The organism is Eubacterium sp. BL-380-WT-2B (assembly GCF_009696115.1).
GTDB classification, from domain to species: domain Bacteria; phylum Bacillota; class Clostridia; order Eubacteriales; family Eubacteriaceae; genus Eubacterium; species Eubacterium callanderi.
In genome coordinates this window covers 280569-306213 of record NZ_VUMP01000006.1, presented here as the reverse complement: position 1 = coordinate 306213, position 25645 = coordinate 280569, and the positions used below count along the sequence as shown (strand labels likewise).

At 47.3% G+C, this 25645-nt stretch carries 19 protein-coding genes; 16 read left to right on the top strand and 3 right to left on the bottom strand.

The annotated features are described in order from the left end of the window. The first annotated feature begins 68 nt into the window (after window positions 1-68). Window positions 69-338 carry a hypothetical protein gene (locus FYJ53_RS13765; protein WP_013379465.1) on the top strand — a complete coding sequence of 90 codons (270 nt, stop codon included), beginning with the start codon at window positions 69-71 and terminating at the stop codon, window positions 336-338. Window positions 339-471: 133 nt separating this feature from the next. Next, window positions 472-867, top strand: a complete 396-nt coding sequence (locus FYJ53_RS13760) for an HsmA family protein (RefSeq protein WP_038350754.1) — start codon at window positions 472-474, stop codon at window positions 865-867. Between the two features lie 72 nt (window positions 868-939). Here FYJ53_RS13760 and FYJ53_RS13755 read toward each other — a convergent pair whose 3' ends face one another. Further along, a complete protein-coding gene (locus FYJ53_RS13755; RefSeq protein ID WP_013379467.1) occupies window positions 940-2448 on the bottom strand; it encodes an IMP dehydrogenase in 1509 nt (502 codons plus the stop codon). A gap of 291 nt (window positions 2449-2739) precedes the next feature. Here FYJ53_RS13755 and FYJ53_RS13750 point away from each other — a divergent pair, with 291 nt between their 5' ends. From FYJ53_RS13750 to FYJ53_RS13695, 12 genes are all read left to right on the top strand, one after another. Next, on the top strand, window positions 2740-4950 hold the full coding sequence (locus FYJ53_RS13750) for an ATP-dependent RecD-like DNA helicase (RefSeq protein ID WP_013379468.1): 2211 nt from the start codon (window positions 2740-2742) through the stop codon (window positions 4948-4950). Then, window positions 4943-5683, top strand: a complete 741-nt coding sequence (locus tag FYJ53_RS13745) for a ComF family protein (RefSeq protein WP_073382609.1) — start codon at window positions 4943-4945, stop codon at window positions 5681-5683. The genes FYJ53_RS13750 and FYJ53_RS13745 overlap by 8 nt, the downstream gene beginning before the upstream one ends. A gap of 102 nt (window positions 5684-5785) precedes the next feature. Then, complete coding sequence (locus FYJ53_RS13740; protein WP_013379470.1) at window positions 5786-6571, top strand: tyrosine-protein phosphatase; 786 nt, start codon at window positions 5786-5788, stop codon at window positions 6569-6571. A gap of 111 nt (window positions 6572-6682) precedes the next feature. Next, a complete protein-coding gene (gene murB / locus FYJ53_RS13735) occupies window positions 6683-7591 on the top strand; it encodes a UDP-N-acetylmuramate dehydrogenase (protein WP_013379471.1) in 909 nt (302 codons plus the stop codon). Then, the gene (locus FYJ53_RS13730; protein WP_013379472.1) at window positions 7591-8322 is read left to right on the top strand and encodes a PHP domain-containing protein; all 732 of its coding nucleotides are present in this window, start codon (window positions 7591-7593) and stop codon (window positions 8320-8322) included. The genes murB and FYJ53_RS13730 overlap by 1 nt, the downstream gene beginning before the upstream one ends. A gap of 17 nt (window positions 8323-8339) precedes the next feature. After that, window positions 8340-9212 (top strand): RNase adapter RapZ, encoded by an 873-nt coding sequence (gene rapZ / locus FYJ53_RS13725; RefSeq protein ID WP_013379473.1) that lies wholly within the window; start codon window positions 8340-8342, stop codon window positions 9210-9212. 33 nt (window positions 9213-9245) lie between these two features. Further along, on the top strand, window positions 9246-10262 hold the full coding sequence (gene yvcK, locus FYJ53_RS13720; RefSeq protein WP_013379474.1) for a gluconeogenesis factor YvcK family protein: 1017 nt from the start codon (window positions 9246-9248) through the stop codon (window positions 10260-10262). A 16-nt stretch (window positions 10263-10278) separates the two neighbouring features. Continuing rightward, window positions 10279-11247 (top strand): DNA-binding protein WhiA, encoded by a 969-nt coding sequence (gene whiA / locus FYJ53_RS13715; protein WP_013379475.1) that lies wholly within the window; start codon window positions 10279-10281, stop codon window positions 11245-11247. Between the two features lie 330 nt (window positions 11248-11577). After that, window positions 11578-13515, top strand: a complete 1938-nt coding sequence (locus FYJ53_RS13710; RefSeq protein ID WP_013379476.1) for a bifunctional UDP-sugar hydrolase/5'-nucleotidase — start codon at window positions 11578-11580, stop codon at window positions 13513-13515. A 175-nt stretch (window positions 13516-13690) separates the two neighbouring features. After that, window positions 13691-16138, top strand: coding sequence for a glycogen/starch/alpha-glucan phosphorylase (locus FYJ53_RS13705; protein WP_013379477.1), 2448 nt, complete (start codon window positions 13691-13693; stop codon window positions 16136-16138). Between the two features lie 169 nt (window positions 16139-16307). Continuing rightward, the gene (locus FYJ53_RS13700) at window positions 16308-17132 is read left to right on the top strand and encodes an SDR family NAD(P)-dependent oxidoreductase (protein WP_013379478.1); all 825 of its coding nucleotides are present in this window, start codon (window positions 16308-16310) and stop codon (window positions 17130-17132) included. A 134-nt stretch (window positions 17133-17266) separates the two neighbouring features. Continuing rightward, the gene (locus FYJ53_RS13695) at window positions 17267-18073 is read left to right on the top strand and encodes a LytTR family transcriptional regulator (RefSeq protein WP_013379479.1); all 807 of its coding nucleotides are present in this window, start codon (window positions 17267-17269) and stop codon (window positions 18071-18073) included. Window positions 18074-18174: 101 nt separating this feature from the next. Here FYJ53_RS13695 and FYJ53_RS13690 read toward each other — a convergent pair whose 3' ends face one another. Together FYJ53_RS13690 and FYJ53_RS13685 are read right to left on the bottom strand one after the other, a co-directional pair. Next, window positions 18175-21255 carry a hypothetical protein gene (locus FYJ53_RS13690; RefSeq protein WP_148428665.1) on the bottom strand — a complete coding sequence of 1027 codons (3081 nt, stop codon included), beginning with the start codon at window positions 21253-21255 and terminating at the stop codon, window positions 18175-18177. 35 nt (window positions 21256-21290) lie between these two features. Beyond that, a complete protein-coding gene (locus FYJ53_RS13685) occupies window positions 21291-21521 on the bottom strand; it encodes a hypothetical protein (protein WP_013379482.1) in 231 nt (76 codons plus the stop codon). Window positions 21522-21819: 298 nt separating this feature from the next. Here FYJ53_RS13685 and FYJ53_RS13680 point away from each other — a divergent pair, with 298 nt between their 5' ends. Both FYJ53_RS13680 and FYJ53_RS13675 read left to right on the top strand, forming a co-directional pair. Beyond that, window positions 21820-23412 carry an Ig-like domain-containing protein gene (locus tag FYJ53_RS13680; protein WP_195840255.1) on the top strand — a complete coding sequence of 531 codons (1593 nt, stop codon included), beginning with the start codon at window positions 21820-21822 and terminating at the stop codon, window positions 23410-23412. Next, window positions 23409-25643 carry an InlB B-repeat-containing protein gene (locus tag FYJ53_RS13675; RefSeq protein ID WP_154557380.1) on the top strand — a complete coding sequence of 745 codons (2235 nt, stop codon included), beginning with the start codon at window positions 23409-23411 and terminating at the stop codon, window positions 25641-25643. Before FYJ53_RS13680 ends, FYJ53_RS13675 begins: the two co-directional genes overlap by 4 nt. The last annotated feature ends 2 nt before the right edge of the window (window positions 25644-25645 follow it).

The following is a 25645-nucleotide window of genomic DNA, read 5'->3' as shown; positions in this document are numbered from 1 at the left end:
TTGACGAACGATTGTTTTGGCAATATAATAGATACAAATAAATGTTCTTTAAAAAAGGAGCTGATCGAATGAATGTATATTATGATGTGAAACAGGTTGGTTTTTGCTTTGATCAGAACAGGATTCCGGTCACTCTGCTCACTGACCAGAGGCAATTTCGTATTAACAAGGTCTTTGATACACGGCATGTGCTGCTGACCGGCGGCAGGGCTGTGCGCTATACCTGTCTGATTGAGGGAAAGGTAAGGTATCTGTATTTTTGGAATGGGCGATGGCTTTTGGAAGGGCACGAGCGAACAGAAGAACAGGAAGACGCTGGTGAGATCCTGTATATGTAAGATAAATTATTGTAATTTAAAGGAGAATCATAATATCCTCTGAAATTTGTGTTAAAATGGAACTTAGTGTTTATTATCCGTTGAAAATGGGAATGATAATATACTGGTAAAATTTACAGAAAAGGAGGAAGTTATGGATACGAAGTTGATTCTGGCCATTATTGCCATCACGCTGGCTCTGGTATTTTATACCATTGGGGTATTTGGCGAGCGCAGAGCAAAGACCCTGAAAAAACAGCACGTTATTATTTTTTGGCTGGGGCTGTTGTGCGATACGACAGGTACAACCATCATGAGCCTTATCGCCCGTTCTGGGGTTAAGGCCATCTCACCGGCGGCTCAGATGCTGCACAGTGTCACTGGTGTTGTTGCCATTGCCCTGATGCTGTTTCATGCAGTCTGGTCCACATGGGTCCTGAACAAAGGCGATGCGAAAAAAAAGGAAGCCTTTCATAAGTTCAGCATTGTCGTCTGGGCAATTTGGCTGATCCCCTATATTTTAGGCGCTTTTGTCGGGATGTCCGCGTAAGAGAGGTAATAAAAAAGCACTTTACAAAATAAAATGTAAAGTGCTTTTTTTATAAAGGTTTTGAGGCTGATCTTATTTAACCGGAGACATACCGTTATCCTTGAGCATAACGTCGTGAGCGCCGCCTTCCACAATGCTGGTAGAGGATACCAGGGTCAGCTTGGCTTTTTCCTGGAATTCAGGAATGTTTAGCGCGCCGCAGTTGCACATGGTGGAACGTACTTTGCTTAAGGTCAGACGGACATTATCGCGCAGCGGGCCGGCATAGGGCACGTAGGAGTCAACGCCTTCCTCAAAGGAAAGTTTTTTGTCGCCGCCCATATCATAGCGCTGCCAGTTGCGGGCGCGGCTGGATCCTTCACCCCAGTATTCCTTCATATAGCTGCCGTTAATGTTGACCTTGTTGGTCGGGCTTTCGTCAAAACGGGAGAAGTAACGTCCCAGCATGACAAAGTCAGCGCCCATGGCCAGTGCCAGGGTAATGTGGTGGTCATAGACAATCCCGCCGTCGGAGCAGATGGGAATATACACGCCGGTTTCTTCAAAATATTCATCGCGTGCTCTGGCGACCTCGATAACAGCCGTAGCCTGGCCGCGTCCGATGCCCTTCTGCTCACGGGTGATACAGATGGAGCCGCCGCCGATGCCGATTTTAATAAAGTCAGCGCCTGCTTCAGCCAGGAAACGGAAGCCTTCACGGTCAACCACGTTTCCAGCGCCCACCTTTACAGATTCACCGTAATGCTCACGAATCCATTCAATGGTAAGCTTCTGCCATTCTGAGAACCCCTCAGAGGAGTCAATGCATAAAACATCCGCCCCGGCTTCCACCAGTGCTGGCACACGTTCAGCGTAGTCGCGGGTGTTGATACCAGCGCCGACAATATAGCGTTTCTGAGCGTCCAAAAGCTCCAGCGGGTTTTCCTTGTGTGAGGAGTAATCCTTGCGGAATACGAAATAAAGGAGACGCCCGTCCGCTGCCACGATCGGCAGGGTGTTCAGCTTGTGGTCCCAGATGATGTTATTGGCTTCCTTCAGGCTGGTGCCTTCAGGAGCGTAGATGATTTTTTCGAGCGGAGTCATAAATTCCTTGACCTTGGTAGAAGGGTCCATACGGCTGACACGGTAGTCACGGCTGGTGACAATCCCGACAAATTTGCCGTTTGCGGTACCGTCAGAGGTCACGGCAACGGTAGAATGGCCTGTTTTTTCCTTTAAGTCTAGGATGTCCTGCATGGTGGCGTCAGGAGTCACGTTGGAGTCACTTGGAACAAAACCGGCTTTGTAAGCCTTGACGCGGGCGATCATGGCCGCCTCGTTTTCCACACTCTGTGAGCCGTAGATAAAGGAAATCCCCCCTTCGGTCGCCAGCGCAATGGCCATTTTTTCGCCGGATACGGACTGCATGATGGCAGAAGTCATGGGAATATTCATGTATATTGAAGATTCCTCACCTTTCTTGAATTTTACGACAGGGGTTTTCAGGTTAACATTAGCCGGCATACACTGTGAAGAGGAATAACCTGGTACGAGCAGGTATTCGCTAAAGGTACGGGACGGTTCTTCAAAATAAAAAGCCATAGATTTAGTTTCTCCTTCTTTACTTTAATAAAATAAATCAGCACTTAATTACAAGAAAAGCAATAACCACGGATATTTGAGGCTATTGCTTATTGAATGTAATTCTGGTACGTTTGTCAGTACGATCTGTTGTAAGCTTTAGTATATGGCTTTTCAGCCGAACTGTCAAGGCGAAAGGGCGGCTTTTTAGGCGAAATTAAACTGTTAACCGTTGTCAAATTAAAGGTGAAATGATTGCGAACAGGTGTACGTTGGTGTATAATGTTTTTAACAATAACGAAGGGGATATTTATGGAGACCTTAAAAGGAACAGTAGATCATATTATTTTCCATAATGACAAAAACGGTTATACCGTAGCGGATTTTGATGTGGACGGCCAAATGGTAACGGTCGTTGGCAATTTTGAGGAGCTGAAGGAGGGCGAATTTTTAAAGCTGACCGGCTTCTGGAAGGAGCACCAGAGCTATGGCGAGCAGTTTCAGATCGAGAGCTATGCGCTGGATCTCCCGACCTCTGAGGAAGGCATCATCCGTTATCTGAGTTCAGGACTCCTGCCGGGTATTGGCGAAAAGACCGCTATTGAGATCGTAAACCATTTTGGAGCCGACACGCTGGATATCCTGGACAACCATCCAGACCGGCTGAGCGAGGTTCACGGCATCGGCAAAAAGACACTCGACAAAATAAAAGAGGTTTACAGTGAACAGAAGGAAATCCGGGATGTCATGATCCAGATCCAGGAATATGGCATTTCCTCGACCTATGCCATGAAGCTGTATAAAACCTATCAGAGTGATACGGTGCGTGTTCTTTTGGATAACCCCTACCAAATCATCAAGGATGTGCGCGGCATTGGCTTTAAAATAGCAGACCAGATTTCCGCTCAGCTGGGTTTTGAGTCCCAGAACCCTAAGCGGATTCTCTCGGGCATCAGCTTCTGCCTTCAGGACTGTTACTCAAGGGGCAACACCTACATGACCGAAAAAGACCTTATTGAGCACAGCGCCAGTATCCTCGGGGTTTCAAGGGAGGACATTGAATTTCAGCTTCAGGAGCTGGCCCTGCGGGGAGACGTACGCCTAGAGTTCATCGACGACGAGCCAGCCTACTATCCTTCAGCCCTTTTTGAGGCAGAGGACAATGCCGCCCTGTCCATGGTACGCCTGGCTGGCGCAGTCTTTGAGATGCAGGAAGTTGATATACCAGCCATGATCGCAGCCTATGAGGAGGATATGAGCATTCGTCTGGATAACCGGCAGGCAGAGGCCATTGAGGCGGCCATCGAAAATGGCATCGCCATTATTACAGGGGGACCAGGCACAGGGAAAACAACGATTATCAACGGTATCGTCTACATTTTTAAGCGTCTTGGCATGAAAACTGTTCTGGCTGCCCCCACAGGCCGCGCCGCCAAGCGCATCACAGAAACAACCGGTGAGCAAGCCAAGACCATCCACCGGCTTTTGGAGTATGACTATTCTGGTGACGATGATTTTCCATCCTTTAACAGGGACGAGGAAAACCCGCTTGAGGCTGACGCCATCATTCTGGATGAAGCCTCTATGATTGATATTGTGCTGCTCAACAGCCTGCTGGAGGCCATCAGGCCCGGCACGCGCCTCATTCTGGTAGGCGACGCCGACCAGCTGCCCTCCGTTGGACCGGGAAACGTCTTACAGGACCTGATCGAGAGCAACGTGGTCAAGGTTGTGCGTCTGGACCGTATCTACCGTCAGTCGGAGGAAAGCATGATCTCCATAAACGCTCATGCCATTAATGAGGGTATGATGCCGGAAATCAATAACCAGTCTGACTTTATGTTTATAAGGACAATGGACCCCGATAAGGTGCTGGATACCATTTTGGATCTGGTTGCCTGGCGTATTCCTGAAAAAAAAGGCTTTGACGCCATGAAGGATGTTCAGGTCATCTCACCCATTAAAAAAGGAAAGCTCGGCGTTATTTCGCTGAATAAGGAGCTCCAGGAGGTTCTGAACCCAGCGGCAGACTATAAAAAGGAAAAGACCTTTGGTACAGTGGTGTTCCGCGAGGGGGACAAGGTCATGCAGATTAAAAACAATTATAAGCTCAAGTGGGAGGATATCCACGGCTTTGAAACCGGAGAGGGTGTTTATAACGGCGATATCGGCAACATCATCCGCATTGATGAGTACAATAAAACCTTTGAAATCCTGCTGACAGATGACAAAAAAGTCGTTTATGAGTTTGACCAGCTCGACGAGCTCACCCATGCCTATGCCATGACTGTTCACAAAAGCCAGGGGAGTGAATTTCCAGTTGTTATCATGCCGATGGTAGGCGGACCGCCTATGTTTTTAAACCGGAAGCTGCTGTACACAGCAGTGACCAGAGCCAAAAAGATGCTGATGCTTATCGGGCCTCAGAATTATTTTTACCGGATGGTCAAATCCGGAGATACCAATGAACGGCGGACAGCCCTCAAACAGCGGATCAAAATGTATGGAGAGCTCAATGTCTGAGTCTGGATTTAAGGCAGGGGTGAAGATACTGCTCAGAGAGACACTGTTTCTGCCAAACGGTGTCTGTCCGGTGTGCGGCAAGGTACTTTTCAGAACAGAAAGCTATCTGTGTGAGCGCTGTGCACAGTCGCTGCCGAGAGTAACCATGCCTTCCTGCAAATATTGTGGAAAACCGCTGCCCGAAAAGGGACTGGATTTCTGCGGGGACTGCGGACCGCTGAAAGATCCAGTGCTGGCAGGCGGGGCAGTATGGCTGCATTACAGCGGCTCAGGACAAAGGCTGGTACACAGCCTGAAGTTTGGGCATCTCCCTCAGCTTGGCAGCTGGATCGGCCGGCAGATGGCTGAAGCCGTGAGGGAAAAGGACTGGGCGGGAAAGCTGGAACTGGTGGTGGCGGTTCCCCTGCATGAAAAACGCCTGGAGGAACGCGGCTATAACCAGAGCAGCTACCTGGCAGAGGGGCTGGCAGGCGCCCTGAACCTGCCCTATAAAAGAAAAGTACTGAAGCGTCTTTATGACACACCCCATCAGATCGGTCTGAGCCGTGAGGAGCGCCTGATAAACCTGACCGGCGCTTTCGATGTTCTGGAGAAAAAGGCTGTGTCCGGAAAGACTGTGCTGCTGGTAGATGATGTCAATACGACAGGCTCTACCCTGCGGGAGTGCGCCGAGGTGCTGAAGCGGGCAGGGGCAAGAGCCGTGTATGCAGCCGCCTGTGCCGGAGCCCAATAGGAGCAGGCAGCGGTTTGGCCGCCCAAAGATATTGAAGTTTTCATTGCGAATGTTTTCAACTTCTTATATAATAGAGCTAGTGAAACACAGGGGGATGATAAAATGATTGATATGCATAACCACGTATTATACGGTGTTGACGATGGAGCCCAGAGCATTGAGGACAGTGTCGAGATGCTTTTTAAGGCGAAAGAGATTGGCTTTTCAGGCGTTGTCTTAACGCCGCACTACATGTGCTATCAGAACTTTACCTCACCTGTAGCAGAAAATAAAAAACGATACGAAACCCTGAAAAAAATACTGGCGCGCGCAGGCCTGGAGCTGGATTTATATCTCGGCAGCGAGCTTTTATATGAGTATAAGCTGGTCGATTTAATCGATAAAGAAGAATTTACCACCCTGGCCGGCACCCCGTGGTTTCTTGTGGAGACAATCCGGCACGGTGGTACAGCCACCGGCGTTCAGAACTTTATGCACAAACTTAAGGAAAAAGGTTATAAGGCTATTTTAGCCCACCCCGAACGCTATGATTTTGTACAGGAGGACCCCAACGTGCTTCTGGATTTTATGAAAAGCGGCGTCCTGATCCAGTGCAATTATCTGAGTCTTGTCGGGTATTACGGCGAGCCTTCCAGACACACCCTTGAGATTTTACTCAAGCACCATATGGTGCAGCTCATGGGGAGCGACGCGCATCAGGTGGAGGGCTATGAGCGTTATCCCGAGGCCAGAGCGGCAGGCGTTTCCCTTGTCGGGGAGGAAGAATGGAACCGGATTATGTGCCGTAATCCAGAGCTCTTGATCAAGAATGAAGGCGGCATCGCCGTCAATCCAATCCCCTGCACAGAAGAAGTGAAGAGCAGCGTCATTGGGAGAACCTTTTTTTAATCCATACAATAAAAGCCAATCCTGTTAAAAGGAATGGCTTTTTTTAATGTTATCGTCAGCTTTAGTATGGTATAATAATACGGATACCCTTTGGAAGGAACGAGTAAAAGAATGAATAAAGAAATGATCAAGAATAAATTAATGGATGTCATTGCAGCAGAAAGGATTTTATGCGATGAACCCATGAAAAACCATATTTCCTTTAAGGTAGGAGGACCGGCGGATTTTTTGGTGGTGCCCGAGAGCTGTGAGGAATTTATAAACGTATTGGCTTGCTGCCGTAAAAACAATCTCCCTTTTTATGTAATGGGCAACGGGACCAATCTTTTAGTCAGGGATAACGGCTATCGCGGTGTCATGATAAAAACCCGTCAGCTTTGCAGGATCACTGTAGGGGATACCGGTATCAGCGCTGAGCCTGGCTCACTGCTCAAAGATGTTGCCCAAGCGGCTCTTGAAGGATGTCTGACAGGCATGGAGTTTGCCTCTGGAATCCCAGGCTCACTGGGAGGGGCTGTTGTTATGAATGCAGGCGCCTACGACGGCGAAATGAAGGATATTATCCGTTCTATCGAGGTTGTGACAGAGAGCGGCGAAATCCTTGAGCTTCCCATCGATGAGTGCCGAATGGGCTATCGAAAAAGCATTGTTCAGGAAAATCCCTGGTTTGTCACAGGTGTAAATCTGTTGTTAAGAAAAGGGGACTACAATACCATTAAGGCAAAGATGGATGACCTGAACGAGCGCAGAAGGAGCAAGCAGCCTCTGGAATACCCCAGCGCAGGCAGCACCTTCAGACGCCCAGAGGGATATTTTGCCGGAAAACTGGTTCAGGACTGCGGATTTAAAGGTTACTGTGTCGGCGGCGCCCAGGTATCCGAAAAGCACAGCGGCTTTGTCATCAACAAGGATAACGCCACAGCCGACGATATCATCACCCTGATTCAGACCATTCAAAAGAAAGTAAAACAGGACTACGGTGTGGATATGCGCACCGAAGTAATTATGATAGGAGAATAATGAAGCTACTCTGCGATATGCACACCCACACTACCTACAGCCATGGCAAAAATACCATTGAGGAAATGGTAGAGCAGGCACGTGCACTCGGCCTCAGGGCAATCGTAATTTCAGACCACGGCAGAAGCCACCCCATGTTTGGAGTGCGCAGAAAAAATTTCGAGAAAATGCGCCGGGAAATTGACGCGCTCAATGAAAAATACAATGATATTGAGATTTACCTTTCAGTGGAGTCCAATATCACCGGAGCGGACGGCAGCATTGATATCGGAAAAGAGGAGCGTCAGTACTGCGACTGGATCTATGCCGGATACCATTACGGCTACATACCAGCCAGCGTAAAGGACGTTTTTCGCTTTGCCATCCGAAATTATCTGACCGTGGTTTTCCCGTTTATGAAGGAAAAAACACGGAAGGTCAATACCAGAACCTATCTGGAAATGATGGACCGCTACGAGCTTAAGATGATTACCCATCCTGGAGATAAGCTGCCAGTGGACATTGAGCCTATTGCCAAAAAGGCGGCTGAGAAGGGCGTTATCCTGGAGATTAACCCAAGGCACAGTCATCTCAACAGCGAGGAACTCAAGATCGCTTTGAAGTACAATGTACGGTTTGCTGTCAACAGCGATGCTCACAGTGTCCAGGCTCTCGGACAGGTACAGGGGGCAGCGGCCATCATAAAAAAAGCCGGCGTTCCCTATGAACGCATTGTCAATATTGAAGAATAATACCTAAGGGAGAAACTATGAAAACTATTATCGTCACAGGTTTATCAGGAGCAGGAAAATCACAGGCCATACAGATTTTAGAAGATCTGGGCTATTTTTGTGTCGATAATCTTCCGCCAAAACTGATTAAAACCTTTATCGAGCTGTGTGAGAATACCGGCGCTGAAATTGAGAAGCTGGCGCTGGTAACCGATATCCGCGGGGATATTTTCTCAGAAGCCTTTCAAAACTCCCTTATCAATTTTAAGGGCGGCAGCAGAGACATCGAAATGCTGTTTTTGGAGGCTGATGATGAAACGCTGATTACCCGCTATCAGGAATCAAGGAGAAAGCACCCCCTGACAGGCATTGCCGGAAGTCTTTCCGAATCCATTAAGCTGGAAAGAGAAAAGATGAGTACCTTCAGGCAGGAAGCGGACTATGTGATCAATACGACCGATATGAGCAACAAGGAGCTGAAGGCAACACTTGAAAAAATACTGCAATCGGAGACAAGTGAAGCCTTTACACAGATCAACGTCGCGTCCTTTGGCTTTAAATACGGGCTGCCAATGAGTGCAGATTTCGTTTTTGATGTCCGTTTTCTCCCAAACCCATTTTACAAAAAAGAACTCCGCAGCAAAACCGGTGAAGACCAGGAAGTACGCGATTATGTTATGTCCTTCGAGGAAGCGCGCGAATTCTATGAAAAGGTCGAGGACCTGATCGAATTCGTCATTCCCCAGTACAGAAAGGTCGGGAAGGAGCATCTGGAGGTTGCCTTTGGCTGCACTGGCGGCCAGCACCGCTCCGTCACCTTTGCTTACCTTATCGAAGAGGCTTTCCGGAAAAAAGGCTATCTGACCAAGATTAGCCACCGTGACATCACAAAGGACCGGGAGGCCAATTAAAAAGCCTTATCCGATTATTAGGAGAAAAATATCATGGAAATGAAAGAATATATCAGGGAGTTTACCCTGAAGGATATTGTCACCGTCCGTAACCCAAAGGTGGTTGCACTGGGCGGCGGTACTGGCCTGTCCGTTATTCTGAGAGGCCTGAAAAAGTATACCAACCGTCTCACCGCCATTGTAACAGTGGGAGATGACGGCGGAAGCTCCGGGATGCTGCGGCAGGATCTGGGCATTTTACCGCCAGGCGATATAAGGAACTGTATTCTGGCGCTGGCCGACGATGAGAATGTTATGCAGTCTCTGTTCAATTACCGCTTTACCGAAGGCGGACTGGAGGGGCACAACTTTGGGAACCTGTTCCTGGCAGCCATGAACGGTATCAGCAACGACTTCTACGACGCAGTTCGCCGCACCTCAGACGTCCTTCAGATTAAAGGCCGGGTACTGCCTGTCACCCTGGATGACATGACCCTGAACGCCAGCCTGGACAACGGTGAAACCGTCGCAGGCGAATCGCAGATACCAAAGGCGGCCTGCGAAAAGCACTGCCGGATCGAAAAAATCTTTCTGAAGCCAGACAAAATCGAACCTTTGGAGGAGACGCTCGAGGCCATCAAAATGGCGGACATTGTCATTATTGGGCCGGGAAGCCTTTATACAAGTGTTATTCCAAATTTGCTTGTGGATGGAATCGAGTCCGCCATCAAGGAAAACAGAGGGCGCAAATTTTATGTGGGCAATATCATGACGCAGCCTGGGGAAACCGATGGCTATACTCAGTGCGACCACGTCCGCGCCATTGAAGCGCACCTGAAAATAAAAGAGCGCAGGCTTTTTCAGTACTGTGTTTTTAACAGCGGGAATCTGCCCGACTATGTGGCCAGGCAGTATCAAAAATATAACTCCGAAAAAGTGGAAATTGGCGAAATGCTGCCAGAATACCAGTATGTTACCGATGATTTTATCATCGTTGAAAATGGAAGAATCCGCCACGACGCGGACCTTCTGGCAAGACGAATTTTTGAAGCCTATGTAAACAGTAAATAAGGGAAGGAAGATTTGCGTGAGTTTTTCATCAATGATTAAAAAAGACCTCAGCGCCCTGGAGCCTGAATCCGATGGCTGCGCCCGCGCAGAGCTGTCCGGTATGATTGCCTCCACCGCGGTAATCGAGGTCGGTGAAAGATCCCGGATGTCCTTAAGCTTTAAAACAGAAAACCCGGCGGTGGCAGGACGGATTTTCAAGCTCATGAAAAGGCTGTATAGCATTGCGCCAGAGGTATTCATTAAAAAGACCAGAAAATTTAAGGAGCACCGCTACTACACCATTGCTCTTGAAGAAAATGAAAAGGTGCAAAAGGTTTTGAAGGATACCCGTATCCTCAGGCATAACGCTAAAGGAAAAATTTTCTTTACTAATGAAGTGCCCGGCTTGTTTTTATCAAAGCAGCGCTATATTAAAAGCTATATCCGGGGCGTGTTTTTAGCCTGCGGTTCCATCTCAAATCCTGAGAAGACCTATCATCTGGAGCTGGTGTGCCGTCAGAAAACCTATCTGAACAGCCTTCGGGAGCTGATGGAGCAGTATGACATTAAAGCCAGCCTGATCACAAGAAAGGGAAGCGGTGTTCTCTACATGAAGGAAAGCGAGAGTGTCGCTGGATTTTTAAATGTCATCGGCGCCCACAAGGCGCTGCTGGAAATCGAAAATATTCGTATCATCAAAGAAATGCGGAACGGCGTCAACCGCCAGGTGAACTGCGAGACTGCCAATATGAACAAGACAGCAGCGGCAGCCTACGAGCAGATCGACAATATTCTGCTGATCAAGGAAATGACAGGGCTGCATAAGCTCCCCAAAAACCTATTTGAGATGGCGGAGGTCCGGCTGAATTATCCGGAGCTTACAATTAAGGAGCTGGGTGAAAAAATGGACCCGCCGGTAGGAAAATCCGGTGTTTATCACCGCTTAAAAAAGCTTAACCAGATGGCAGAGGAGCTTCGAAACAGCGGGGATAATCAGAAAGCTTAAGGAATAAAAGTTTTCAGTACCGCCTGTCCGTTATTCGATACAAGGGACTTGCTGCCCGGGAAAATAGTCATTATAATAAAAGTGAGCTTGTATTACCGCACAGAAAATTTCACTTTTCCAATCTCTCATTACCTACCTCAAATTTCTTTTCTGTGCGGCTATATCTTTATCGGATTATAAAAATTAAGAGAGAAGCAGGACGCGAGCAGCCGCTCGGCCTGCTTTTTTGTTTTGTGGTGAAAATTTACAAAGGGTTAACGGAGGAATTACCAGGGTACATTAAAAGAGTGATATAATGCCATTAAATTATACAGGAAAGAAGACCATCCTATGAAACAAGAAAAACCCCTGATTATTTTAACTACCAATGATCTGCACGGTGCATTAGTAAGCGGCGCAGGCGTTGTTGGTGCAGACTATACAGCAGCTTTAAAAAGAGACTATAAAGGCGCTCTTTTACTGGACGCCGGCGATGCCATCCAGGGCAGCGCCCTGGCAGCTTTAAGCAAAGGCCGAGATGTTATCGCGCTCATGAACGCAGCGGGCTACGATGCCATGGCCGCCGGGAACCATGAATTTGACTATGGGCTGGATACCCTGCTGACAGACGCGCGCCGCGCCGATTTTCCAATCCTTTCGGCCAACGGTTTCCGGGACGGAAAACCTGTTCTGGCCGGAGAAGCCTACCGCGGCGGTCATAAAATTAATAATGGGGCCTACATCCTGTTAAAGAGACAGGGTGTCAGCGTTGGTATCTTTGGCATAACAACGCCGGAAATAGCTAACGGGACAGGAGAGGCAGAGCCGAAGGAAGTACGTGGGATACACTTTAAAAGCCCGCTGACCACCAGCCGGGAAACTATCAAGAAATTAAAGGAGCTGGGGGCGGAAATTATCATCTGCCTGGCCCATCTCGGAATAGACCCGGGCAGCGCGCCAGAGAACCAGAGTGTTGGTCTGGCGGAAGCCCTGGGAGAAAACAGCGGGCTTGACATCATCATCGACGGACACAGCCATTCTGTCTTTGCCGAAAAAAGAATCAATGGGATTCTCCTGCAGCAAAGCGGAAGCGGAGCCCAGCGTATCGGAAAAATTATGATTGATCCTGTAACGCACAGCGCCAGAGGCAGCTTTTTAGAAGAAGAGACCATTAAAAAAAGCTGCAAACCGGATAAAAAGGTAACAGAGCTTGCAGACTTGCTGGTAAAGAGCCATTCGGCGAAACTGGCGCCAGTGGTGGCAAGGGTTCAGACAGCTCTTTGGGGAGGCACTGTCAATGGGATCAATGAGGCGCGGGTTGCCGAGACGAACCTGGGAGATGCGATTGCCGACGCCATGGCAGACGCGGCAAAGGAACGTTTTAAAAGCCAAATGACCGGCGCCTGTATTTTTGAAGACATGCCTGTCATTGCCCTGCATAACGGAGGCGGTATCCGCGCCAGCCTTCACCGCGGTCAGATAACAGCCGGAGACTGCCTGGATGTACTCCCCTTTGGCAACAGGCTGTATTTCAGAGAGGCGACACCCAGAATCCTGTATCAGGCTTTGGAAAATGGTGTAAGCCGTGTCAGGGGGCAGGACCCAGAGACCGGAAGAATCATTGGCGCTGGCGGCTGTTTCCCGCAGATTTCTGGTATGACCATGGTCTACAGCCCTGACCGCCCCGTCGGAGAACGGGTGATGTCTGTAACGCTGGACTCCGGACAGCTCCTGGATCCTGAGGACGATAAAACGCCTGTGATACTGGTTATCGACGAAGCGAAACTTGACGGCGGCGATGGTTATACCATGCTCATGCACCTTCCAGAACTCGGTGACGCTGGAATTTTAGAAACAGTTTTCAGAGACTGGCTTACCAAAATAACAGAGGAAAAAGGCGCAGTGGAAAGGCCCCCCTCCATCAGCCGGATACAAACAGCCGGGGTCTATCAGCCAAAGCGCTATGACGCGTGTGTTCATATTACACAAGGCAACAGGCCAGCTCCGGGAAAGCATATTGCCGGCTGTATTGATGGGGAAACGCACTTCCAGGCAATTTTGGAAAAAGACAGTATATTACATTTGAGGGGCCTGGCAGACGGACCTCATACCATCAGCATAGATGGCGGAGACGAAGTGCTGGTCAATAATTACAGCGGCGCAGGACTGGCTAAAGATGGCATAGCAGTAAGCGTCACCCTTAAAAAAAAGAGTGGTTGCCAGGAAAAAAATTGCAGAACCCGCAGAAGAACAGCCAGAAAAAAAGAAGGCACTTTGACCCAGCGCTAAAATAAACAACCAGGATACTTTTCTTAAACAAAAGAAAAGACTTCTTTAAACAAAAAGTTGATACCGTTATCTATGGGGTTATTTTGAGCAGAAAGGTTGAAAAAATCAGGCATTAAAGTTAAGATGGAAACAGAACAAAAAAATTGGTTATTAATTCTGAAAGGAAATCAATAAAATGGCAATTACAGATAAAAATACAAAGCATAAAGTAAAGACAAAGGAAGCCTTCAGAAAGGCTTTCATTAAAAAAGTTGAGGAAGTCTCCGGCGAAGATTTCAGTGAGTCTACCACCAGACACCAGTATGAAGCACTGGCAGAGCTGGTGATGGAAGAAATCACAGCGGAGTGGGCTGTAAATAACAGCCGTCTGCATAAAATGGAAGAAAAACAGATTTACTTTTTCTCCATCGAGTTCCTGATTGGCCGATTGTTAAAAGCCTATGTCAACAACCTGGGCTGGGATACCATGGTTGAAGAAACCCTGGATGAGCTGGGGGTTGACTATGAAGCCATTCAGGCAGAGGAACATGACCCTGCACTGGGGAACGGCGGCCTTGGCCGTTTGATGGCATGCTTCTTAGACTCTACAGCCGCGCTCGGTTTTCCGGGCCACGGCAATGGCATCCGCTACAAATACGGTCTCTTTGAGCAGAAAATTATTAACGACGAACAGGTTGAGGTTGCGGACATCTGGCTTAAAAACGGCTATCCCTTCGAAATCGTAAAGCCCGATAAGGCTGTTGTGGTTAAATACAACGGGGATGTGCGTGTAGAAGAGGTAAACGGCAAAATGCAGTTTATCCATGAAAACTACGATCCAGTCCTGGCGGTTCCCTATGATATTCCGGTTAAAGGCTACCGAAATAACACTGTAAACTCACTGCGTTTATGGAGCGCCAAGCCTGTAGAAGATTTTGACCTGTCCACCTTTAACCAGGGACACTTCCTCAAAGCCATGCAGCGCAAATCAGAGGCCGAATCCATCAGCCAGATCCTGTACCCAAGCGACCATGGATTTGAGGGCAAGCTGCTGCGCCTGAAACAGGAATACTTCTTTGTATGCGCGGGCCTCAAACGGATTGTCCGCCGCTATAAGAAGCACAATCATGGCTCTATGGACGGCTTTCCGGATAAAATCTGTATCCACATTAACGACACGCACCCGGCGCTCTGTGTGCCAGAGCTCATGCGTATTTTAGTGGATGAGGAAGGCTATGACTGGGATGTTGCCTGGGATATGACCATTAAGTCCATCAGCTTTACAAACCATACCGTATTACCCGAAGCCCTTGAAAAATGGCCGATTGATATGGTACAGAAGTTGCTGCCCCGCGTTTACCAGATCATTGAAGAAATTAACCGCCGTTTTATCAACGATATGAACTGGTTCTATCCAGATCAGGTTGACCGTAACTACAGCATGGCTATTTTAAAAGACGGCCAGGTTCATATGGCACATTTGGCCATTATCGGCAGCCACTCCGTCAATGGTGTGGCAGAGCTGCACAGCAAGATCCTGCGGGAGGAAACCTTTAAGGATTTTTACGCGGTGTTCCCAGACCGCTTTACCTCTGTTACCAATGGGGTAACCCAGCGCCGTTTTATGATGGGCAGCAATCCGGGACTAAAAACCCTGCTGGATGATACCATCGGTACAGACTGGAAAAAGCCTGGCAATATGTGCAGCCTCGAAGCGCTGCTGCCTTATGCGCAGGACGCGGCGTTCTGCCAGAAGCTGGGAGACATAAAGCACGCCAATAAGGAACGGCTGGCTAAGTATATCAAGGAAACCCAGGGTATTGTCCTGAACCCGGATTCTATTTTTGACGTACAGGTCAAGCGTATCCATGAATATAAACGCCAGCTCTTAAATATTCTGCACGTCATTCTGACTTACAATCAGCTGCGCTCCAATCCGAATGCCGATATCGTACCAAAGACCTATATTTTCGCGGGCAAGGCAGCGCCCTCCTACGTATATGCGAAGGAAGTTATCCGCCTGATTAACGTGGTTGCAGACCGCGTCAACAATGACCCGCTGGTTAAGGATAAGCTCAAGGTTGTCTTTGTACCAAACTTTAACGTGTCCGTGGCAGAGCTCATCTACCCTGCGGCAGAGATCTCAGAACAAATTTCAACCGCCGGTAAAGAAGCCTCCGGTACAGGCAATATGAAATTCATGATGAACGGCGCCCTGACCCTTGGCACTATGGACGGCGCCAATGTCGAAATCGCTGAGGCTGTGGGAATGGACAATGTCTTTACCTTTGGCCTGTCCGATACAGAGGTGTACAATTATAATACCCATGGCGGCTACCGCTCATTGGAAGTCTACGAGTCCGATTCCCGCCTGCAGGAAATCCTTGGACAGCTGATCAGCGGTTTCTTTGGGGAAAGCGCGGGCTTCCAGATGATTTACGACTCCCTGCTGCTGCACAATGATACCTATTTTGTCCTGAAAGATTTTGCCCCGTATGTCGATATTCAGGATATCGTCAGCAACGTCTACAGAGACCAGAAGCAATGGCAGAAAATGTCTGCCATCAATATTGCCCACTCTGGAATCTTCTCAAGCGACCGCTCTATTGAGGATTACGAGAAACGGGTTTGGAAAGTTAAATAAGCATTAAAAAGAAAGCTGCCGTATCAGCGCAAAGACACTGATCGGCGGCTTTTTAAATTGGCTTAAAGCGTGGCTTTTAAGAAAAAATCTTGACAAAAACTTGAATAATACCCGATAAAAATTAAGTTATAATATAAAGCAGAGAACGATTTAATAAAGGAGTCCTATTATGAAAAAAATATTCCCAGAACGGTTTAAGGGGCAGGTCATCGTGTTAACAGGCGCTGCGCGCGGTATTGGAAAAGCCACAGCATTGAGGGCAGCAAGAGAAGGCGCAAGGCTGGTTCTGACAGACCGTCTTGAAAAGGAAGGTAGCGAAGTACTAAAGGCTGTGACAGAGGAAGGCGGCGAAGCGATTTTCCTGTGCCTGGATCTGTCGATTGAGGAAAACGCCCGGAAAATGGTGGAGGAGGCTGTAAAAGCCTATGGCCGGATTGACATCGCCATCAACAATGCCGGTGTGATGGGAAATCCAGACCCTGTGCACGCCCTGACAAAGGAGCAGATGGATTATACCATGGCCAATAATTTTTATTCGGTTTTTTACAGCTGTAAATATGAGCTTCAGCAGTTTATGAAACAGAAAAAAGGCGGCGCTGTCGTCAACAATGCGTCCATCGCAGGGCTGACTGGTTTGCCGGGCAACCCTGCCTATGTAGCATCCAAACACGCGGTAAACGGGCTGACCAAAAATCTGGCATTGGATTACGCGCGCTTTGGTATCCGTGTCAATTCCGTCAATCCGGCGGGTACAGATACGCCAATGGTGAAGGAAGCATATGAATTTGTCATGCAGAAACAGAAGGAAGCACAGGCGAACGGCGTCTCTGAACAGGAAGCGCAGTCCATGGCAGGCCAGAAAACAGAATCCATGCTCAAACGCGACGCACTGGCGGAGGAACAGGCAGCTTCCATTTTATTTTTGGCGTCTGACGACGCAAGCCATATGACCGGGGAAATCGTGGCCACTGACGGAGGATGGACGTCATTTTAAAAGCACAAAATTCATGTGAACAGCCTAAAGTCGTGACGAACGGTATTTTTTATACCGGATCAAAATGATATAATTGAAGCAATACTTATATATGGACAGCGCATTAAAAACGTTGCCGGAAGAGGAAGAGAAATATGAAGCAGGATGCCGTAGAGCTGACACGTATGATTATGCGAAAGCATTATGAAAGAGATCTGGATTTTGTGATTGAGCAGATGGCAGAAGATATTATGTGGATCGGTCCCCTTAAAAGCCAGTTTATCAACGGCCTGGATAACTTTAAAGAAATACTGGAGATTGAGCAGGGGATTCCTTTTCAGGTCAAAGACGACGTTTATGAGCTTGTTGGGGAAAGCGAGGAGGGCTGTGTTGTCAGCGGAAAATATACCGTTTATAACGAGGGCGTCCAGAACTACATTATGCTGGCTGAGCAGCGCTGCACCTTTGTGTACCGCAGGCAGGAGGGAAGGCTGCTTGCCATACATATCCATGTATCCAATACGGCAGACAATCTGCTGATTGGCGATGAGAAATATTTCCCCTTTAAAGCTGGCCGTGAAAATTATGAGTATATGCAAAAGCTGATCCAGGAAAAGATCGGCAAAGAGAAGAAGGTCTGCTTTAAAGGTTTGAACAAAGAAGAATACTTTGTGGACATCAACCAGATCATTTACATAGAGGCCGGACACCGTAAGAGCAGGCTGCAATGTGCAGATAAGGCCATGAATATCCGGGTGCCCATCGGAGAAATTGAGACAGAGCTGCCTGAACAGTTTATCAGAATTCACCGCAGCTACATCATCAATCTGGATTATGTATTAAACGTACAGTACCGTGAAATAAATATGTACGATGGCAGTACCCTGCCAGTTCCAGAAAAGCGCTATCCACAGGTACTTAAGAGCATACAGGATTATCATGAGAACCACTCATACCGTTAATGCTGTAATAAATTATGATAAAAAATCAAAAAAAGCAGCTCCTCTGTCTAAACGTGGAGCTGCTTTTTTATAAGAATTATTTGACATGATTATAAAATGTTTTACTGTAACATAACTATTATTTTATTATTAAACATCGTTTGTATAGATTTTGATCGCCAGTCGTTTATATTTTTAGTATCAATATCAGCTTTTAAAAGCGAGATGTTATTTTCCATGTTACCAGTTTTCAGATTGTATAAATCAGCATGATATATAAAGTCACCTTTGAATACAAAATAGCCGAAGAAATTATATTGTTTTATCTGATTACGGTTGTAACTCAGTTTACCGGTGTAAAGATAATTTCCAGGTACGGAAAAGCCGACAGACTCCAGTTCGTCGAGAAGCGAATTTTTACCGCTGGCAGATAACCGTGATTTCATAGAATCTAAAGTTTCAATTGGTGGGGGTGATATAAATCGCTGATCATATAGGAATATATACATACACAAGTTCTGATACATCATGCTTTCATAGAGATCAGGATGAAACATAGACACTCCGGAGGAATACCGTACTCGTTCTTCACACTGTTTAAAAAAAACTTTTGGATCAAAAACAACAAAACAATCATATGCATATGTTTTTCCGTCAATCAGGTTGATATCCTTTCCGTCGGGAAGTTTCATGCTTGTATCATAGGCTTCGCATTTTTTAATGAATTTTTGAAACTGTCCTCTCATCTGCTCTATTGCGTAATCATATCGATGGTCTGTGTTATTGCTCTGCATATAGCACATGCTTATCATATAGGCCTTCAGGTAGAGTGAGGTGGTATAGGCCAGAAAACGGGATTTAGCAGGAATGGTTTGAGAGGACCAGTTATAGCGTGAATTATAAAGATTCACATAGACATCTAAAGTGCTGTCGCTTTCCATGACATTATCACCGAGAATGGATTTTCCGAAAGCCAGAGTGTCTTTTGCAAAGGTGTCGCCGCCCCCAGCGCTGTATGCAACCGTATTATTAATCTGATTGACATAGGTATGATATTCGTTGGAAGCAGTGTCCGTGACTTCCATTAAGTTAGCAATCGCATTATTTTCCTGACTGTTGATTTTATTTACAGTCCAAGAGAGGCGGTCAGCCTCTTTTCCGAATGCAGAAACCTTATTTCGCATTTCTGTATCTTTGATGTGATTTACCAGATATTTTAGATCCTGACTGATAGCATCTGCTTTTTTATTGAGTTCGGCAACTTCAGCATTCAGTGCGATCAAATTATCTTTAATTTCACCCATTCCACTGGAGGATAAAGCATCACCGCCGAGCCCCAGGATTCCGGCACCTATTCCCCAAGGAGCCTCCTTGGCAAAGAAATTGGCAATGCTTAGTATTTTAGAAGTATATGTGAATGATTTTGCGAGAAGATCTTTTCCCGACGCATTTGAAGCTAACAGTTCATCGTCTGAAGCATCACTTTCATAAACGACCATGGCGTATTCAGAAGCCTGAACGGGGACGCCGTAGGCGTCAATGACACAGTTTGTATCCAGATAAAGCTTTTGAGAGTAGGCCCAATAGGCAAAAAACATTTCAAGCCCCTCGTCCTCCTCAGCCCAGTTGGGGAGCTCAGGATCATCGATTGTCACTGTAAAGCTAAAGAGATTGTTGGAATCTCCTGAAATCTTTAAAGGTGAAACACTGACACCAGGCTGCGGCGCGTCGGCAAGAGCGATGACCCCCTGCGTTAAATCAACACTGCCATTGAGCGAGCTTACACGGCCAGTAAACTCAGCTGTGGCCTGAGTCTCTTTTTCAGAGCTGCGTACAGCATTCGCCAGAATTAAATCGGTGTTGATTCTTTCTTCTTCAAGCGTCAGCGGCAGCGTCAGACTGTCACAATTAAGTGCAGCACTGTCAATGGTCATTGTGGCGCCGCGAAGCGCGTTTAGGATGTCCGTCTTGCTCTCCGCACCATCAACACGTACTTCCAGAAGCCCATCCCTGCTGGAAAGAGTTGAGGGTATGGTCAGGTTAACTGGCTGGATGGCTGGATCATCAAAGGTAAAGGCTGACGCGTCCGCCGTTTGGGAGAACTGTGCAGTGTCAATGCTGAATTGCAGAACAGCCGTATCACCCTCGTTAAGGTGCACATTGTCAGTGCCCTCCGCAAAGTACGGTAGCGGAGAGGAGACATCAACCATCAGACGCCCTTGCTTTTCGCCGTCCTGTTTAAAGCAGTTTTTGTTAAGCTCAAGCAGTGCATTGCTCTCATCCTCTTTATCCAAAGGTCCAGTGAGACTCAACGCTAACGTATGCTCGTCCAGAAGAGTGATTGTATCAATTCTGGCATTTTCAAAAGCATTTTTCAGGACAATATCCTCAGCCTTCACAGCGTCAGAAAATGGGTCACTTTGGCTGGAAATAACAATATCGAAAAAGGCAGCGCCAGCGGCGACAGAGCTGTTAGTCTGAAGCGCTTCATATGTAATTTCAGACAGCTCAACCAACTCGACAGAACCAATGGTGACAGTGGTAGAAAGTACTTCTGTGCTCTCGTTTACTGTCAGATCGCTGCTAACAGAATAAGAGATGCTCTCTACTTCATCAGACAAAGAAGTATCCGTATCACTTTCCTCCTCGGCGTAAACGGGATTTGGAAAAGCCGTCAGCAGAAGCTGTGTTGTCAACAGCAGGCAGAGCGCAATCGAGAATACCATCTGCCCCTTTCTTCTTTTGCAGAGCCAAACAGCAAAGACGATCAATGCAGCGGTTAGGGCAATACCAATGCCGATAGTACCCGGTGCTCCTGTTACAGGATTTGAAGGGATGCTGGAGAGTGACACAGGGATCACAGAGCTTTTGTCGCCAACCTGTATTGTAAAGCTGTGAAGGATTTTTTGTCCGGCGGCGATTTTATCATAGGTTCTTGTGGTACTTTCAGAATACAGCCCCTCAGGGAGAGTGGTCTCAAGGGTTACATTCATTAAATCAGCGTTTGTCTGGTTGTCCAGCTCTAAGGTTGCTGTTACCTGGTCGCCATCCTTTACAGATTCTTTATTAAAATAAAGCTGTGTGTGAGGATACCCTTCGGGAGGCCCGGTATCCGAATCCTGAGCAAAAACTGAAAAATTCCCCAGCACCAAAAAGATAAAAAGCATAGAAATCGTTGACAAAATTTTTTTGAACTTTTTCATTTAAAAACACATCCTTTATAATTTATAAAATATTTTCAAAACGTTACTTTTTCAAAATTATCTGTTGACAGACAATCGAGATTCACAAAATTTTTATCGAATTGAGCCGTGCAGGCAGAGAGCCGATGTGGTGGCCGCCGAGGTGGCCGTGCATAGCCATTGAGAGAATTGCTGTCTGAGGTCTGGGCTAAAGCAGGCATACTCCAAAGCATTAAGAACAAAAGAAGCATGGAGATTGTTGACAGAGCAGTTTTAAATTTTTTCATTTTAAAGCACATCCTTTCATATTATGTTTGGCACCATTTTAACACAGGATTTTTTTCGCACAAGTGTTTTAAATAAAATTAAAGAATATGCTTTTGTTTAGTGTTATGGTTTAAAAAACAGGAAAAATGAACAGAACAGTTATTTCAGGCTATAGGCCAATAATAAACAGGTTGTCACAGTGGTGTCAACAATGGTGCGTGAAAAAGTTTTATATTCGTTTCAAAATAAGTTTTTTACTGTTATACTCAAAAACCAGGCATGAAAAGATAAGCGTCAAAGATGACAGGAGGAATTTATATGAAAAAGTTTTACACACGAGAACTTCACAGGTTAAGTATAGGGTTGCTGATCATACTTACGCTGTTGTTCGCGTTTTTATTAAATACTGCCGTTCAGGCAGAAGAACAGGAGTTACTAAAAGCGAAACAGGTGATTTATACCTTTGATATACCCGATGGAAGTTTAGACGACCGGGATGTTGCGTTAGGAACCAGCCAGGAGCAGCTAGACCTCCCTTCTAGCCTGATTGCTAGGGTAAAAAACGCCGAAAAGGAGCAGAAGTTCGAGGTACCAGTCACCTGGACAGCCCATCCCCAGTATGACAGGGACGCTCCGGGAGAATACCGGTTCACCGCAATACCAGCAGAGGAATATACACTGGCAGATCATCTTACGCCCCCGGGTGTTACAGTAACTGTAAATGAAGCGGAGGTGGATGATCCTAAAGCAGTTGATGAGAGGGAAGATGTGCGATTTAAAGAGGAAAAATCGGAAGATCGGAGTCGCTCCAATCAACCTTTCTCATTTGATATCGCCAGTGGAAGTGTTGTCATTGAGCCTGATACGACAGGCCAATCAGATATTCAGGTCACACAGGGCAGTACAGTCACACGTGGGATCGACTCATCAGATACGATTGAGCTTTACAGCACCTCCGGCGCCACCGTTAATCATTTCGTCATGGTGAAAGGCGGGATCGAGACGAATGTTGCTGCAAATGGTATTAACATTAAATCACCCAGCGGAGACGGCTTTTCCATTACTGAGAATTCGACTGTTACACTTACGCTTGTTGGAAATAACTATGTTCAACCATCAGGCTCCTATTATGCGGGAATATTAGTGCGTGTCGGAAGCTCACTCACTATTGAAGATGGAGGCAATGGTTTTATTGAGGCCAGAGGAGGAAACTACAGTGCAGCCATAGGAGGTGCCTCGTCATATGATGGTACAGGTAGTGGTGACATAACAATAAACAGCGGGACAATTAATTGTTATGCGGGAAAATGGAATGCCATTTTGGGAGGTGATGATGCAAATATAACAATAAATGGTGGAAAGGTAAATATTACTAATACTAATAGTAATTTTGATAAAAAAGGAATTTCAGCAGATACGCTGGTTTTAAATGGAGGGACTGTCTCGGCCGATGGGTACAGAAACCGTAGTATAGAATGCAGCAAAGCAATTATAAACGGAGGAAGTCTGTATGTAAATTCCTCAATATCAGGAACTTTTATCAACAGCGCAGGTCTCCCAGTGTCCCAGAATCGAATTGACGCAAGCTCTGTTTATGGACCGAATGAAATGGTAAAAGCAGGTGAGCTTGACGTCCTGATGGCCAGGCTCCACACGGCACAGGTACCGAATGCTTACTCTAACCTTTACGGCGTCAGGGATGTCTATACCGATTCAAGCGCAAGTGTATATTTATGGCTGCCCCGGGTTAATATGCCGCTCACCGATATTGAAGATCCATCTTCCGTAAAGGACTATGATAACAGCGGACTGCCGGAGAGGATAACCGCCAAATATCTAAGTACGCCAGTCACTTTAAAGCTCTTAAACCCCGATGATTATTCATCATCGGGGTTTATCAATGGCAATTGAACGGAAAAGATATAGAGGGCGCAACAGCACAGACTCTGGAAGCAAAAGACATTGGTACATATACACTAAATATAACGGACGGAGGTTCTGTTTCCAGCTATCGTCAAATCATATTTTCCGCTGTCTATACGCTTGCCTTTGACAGTAACGGAGGCAAGGGCGTGATGCCGGACCAGACAAAAAATTATGGCGAAGAGCTGCCATTGAACCCAAATGAATATACCAAAACCGGCTACACCTTTAGCGGCTGGAAAGAATTGAAAAGTGGAGCTGTTTATCCCGATAAAGCCACACTAACCGAAGATTTTACAGTCATAGATGGCGAAGTAGTCAAATTATATGCCCAGTGGCGTGCAAATAACTATAACGTCAAATTCGACGGGAACACCGCCGATGGCGGCATCATGGCCGATCAGGCCATGACCTATGACGAGGCGGCCAGTCTGGCGAGCAACAGCTATACCAAGACCGGCTACACCTTTACGGGCTGGAACACCCAGGGCGACGGCAGCGGAACTGCCTATGGCGATGGTGAGAAGGTTAAAAATCTGACCACAGCCGATGGCGAAGTAGTCAAGCTGTATGCTCAGTGGCGTGCCAACAAGTACAGCATCCAATTCGACGGCAACACCGCCGATGGCGGCAGCATGGCCGATCAGGCCATGACCTATGACGAGGCGGCCAGTCTGGAACGCAACAGCTATACCAAGACCGGCTACACCTTTACGGGATGGAACACCCAGGCCGACGGCAGCGGAACCGCCTATGGCGATGGTGAAGAGGTTAAAAATCTGACCACAGTCGATGGCGAAACCGTTCCACTGTACGCCCAGTGGCGTGCCAACAAGTACAGCATCCAATTCGACGGCAATACCGCCGACGGCGGCAGCATGGCCGATCAGACCATGACCTATGACGAGGCGGCCAGTCTGGCGAGCAACAGCTATACCAAGACCGGCTACACCTTTACGGGCTGGAATACCCAGGGCGACGGCAGCGGAACCGCCTATGGCGATGGTGAGGAGGTTAAAAATCTGACCACAGTCGATGGCGAAGTAGTCAAGCTGTATGCCCAATGGCGTGCCAACAAGTACAGCGTCCAATTCGACGGGAACACCGCCGACGGCGGCAGCATGGCCGATCAGGCCATGACCTATGACGCGGCGGCCAGTCTGGCGAGCAACAGCTATACCAAGACCGGCTACACCTTTACGGGCTGGAACACCCAGGCCGACGGCAGCGGAATTGCCTATGGCGATGGTGAGAATGTTAAAAATCTGACCACAGTCGATGGCGAAACCGTTCCACTGTACGCCCAGTGGCGTGCCAACAAGTACAGCATCCAATTCGACGGCAACACCGCCGATGGCGGCAGCATGACCGATCAAGCCATGACCTACGATACGGCGGTCAATCTGACGGCCAACGGTTACACCAAAACCGGCTACACCTTTACAGGCTGGAACACCCAGGCCAATGGCGGCGGGACCGCCTATACCGATGGTGAGAATGTTAAAAATCTGACCACAGCAGATGGCGAAACCGTTCCACTGTACGCCCAGTGGCGTGCCAACAAGTACAGCATCCAATTCGAGGGCAACACCGCCGACGGCGGCAGCATGGCCGATCAGGCCATGACCTATGACGAGGCGGCTAGTCTGGAACGCAACAGCTATACCAAGACTGGCTACACCTTTACGGGCTGGAACACCCAGGCCGACGGAGGCGGAACTGCCTATGGCGATGGTGAGGAGGTTAAAAATCTGACCATAGTCGATGGAGAAGTAGTCAAGCTGTATGCCCAGTGGCGTTTACGCACACCGAGCATTGTCACAAGCCAGAGTATTGGAAAACATGGCGATACGATTACTTTGACAGGTGAAGACTTTGAACCGAATGCAGAAGTCATTTTTACGCTGCACTCGATGCCAAAAGAGATTGGGAAGGCACCAGCAGACACAGATGGAAAGGTGACACTTACATTTCAGGTGCCTTTTGACACCGAAGAAGGTGATCATCAGCTAAGGGCAGATAACGGTATTCATTCAGCCCAGACTGGGCTTAAGGTGCTGAAAACAGCCAAAGCGGATTCTGAAAAAATTGATAACAATACAAATGGAACACCTGTTGGAACAGGAATACAAAGCCATGGGTATATTCCGCTCGTTCTTGTTTTAGTACTCTGTGGTATCACTTTTGGTGTACTGTTAAGAAGAAATAAATTGAAATAATA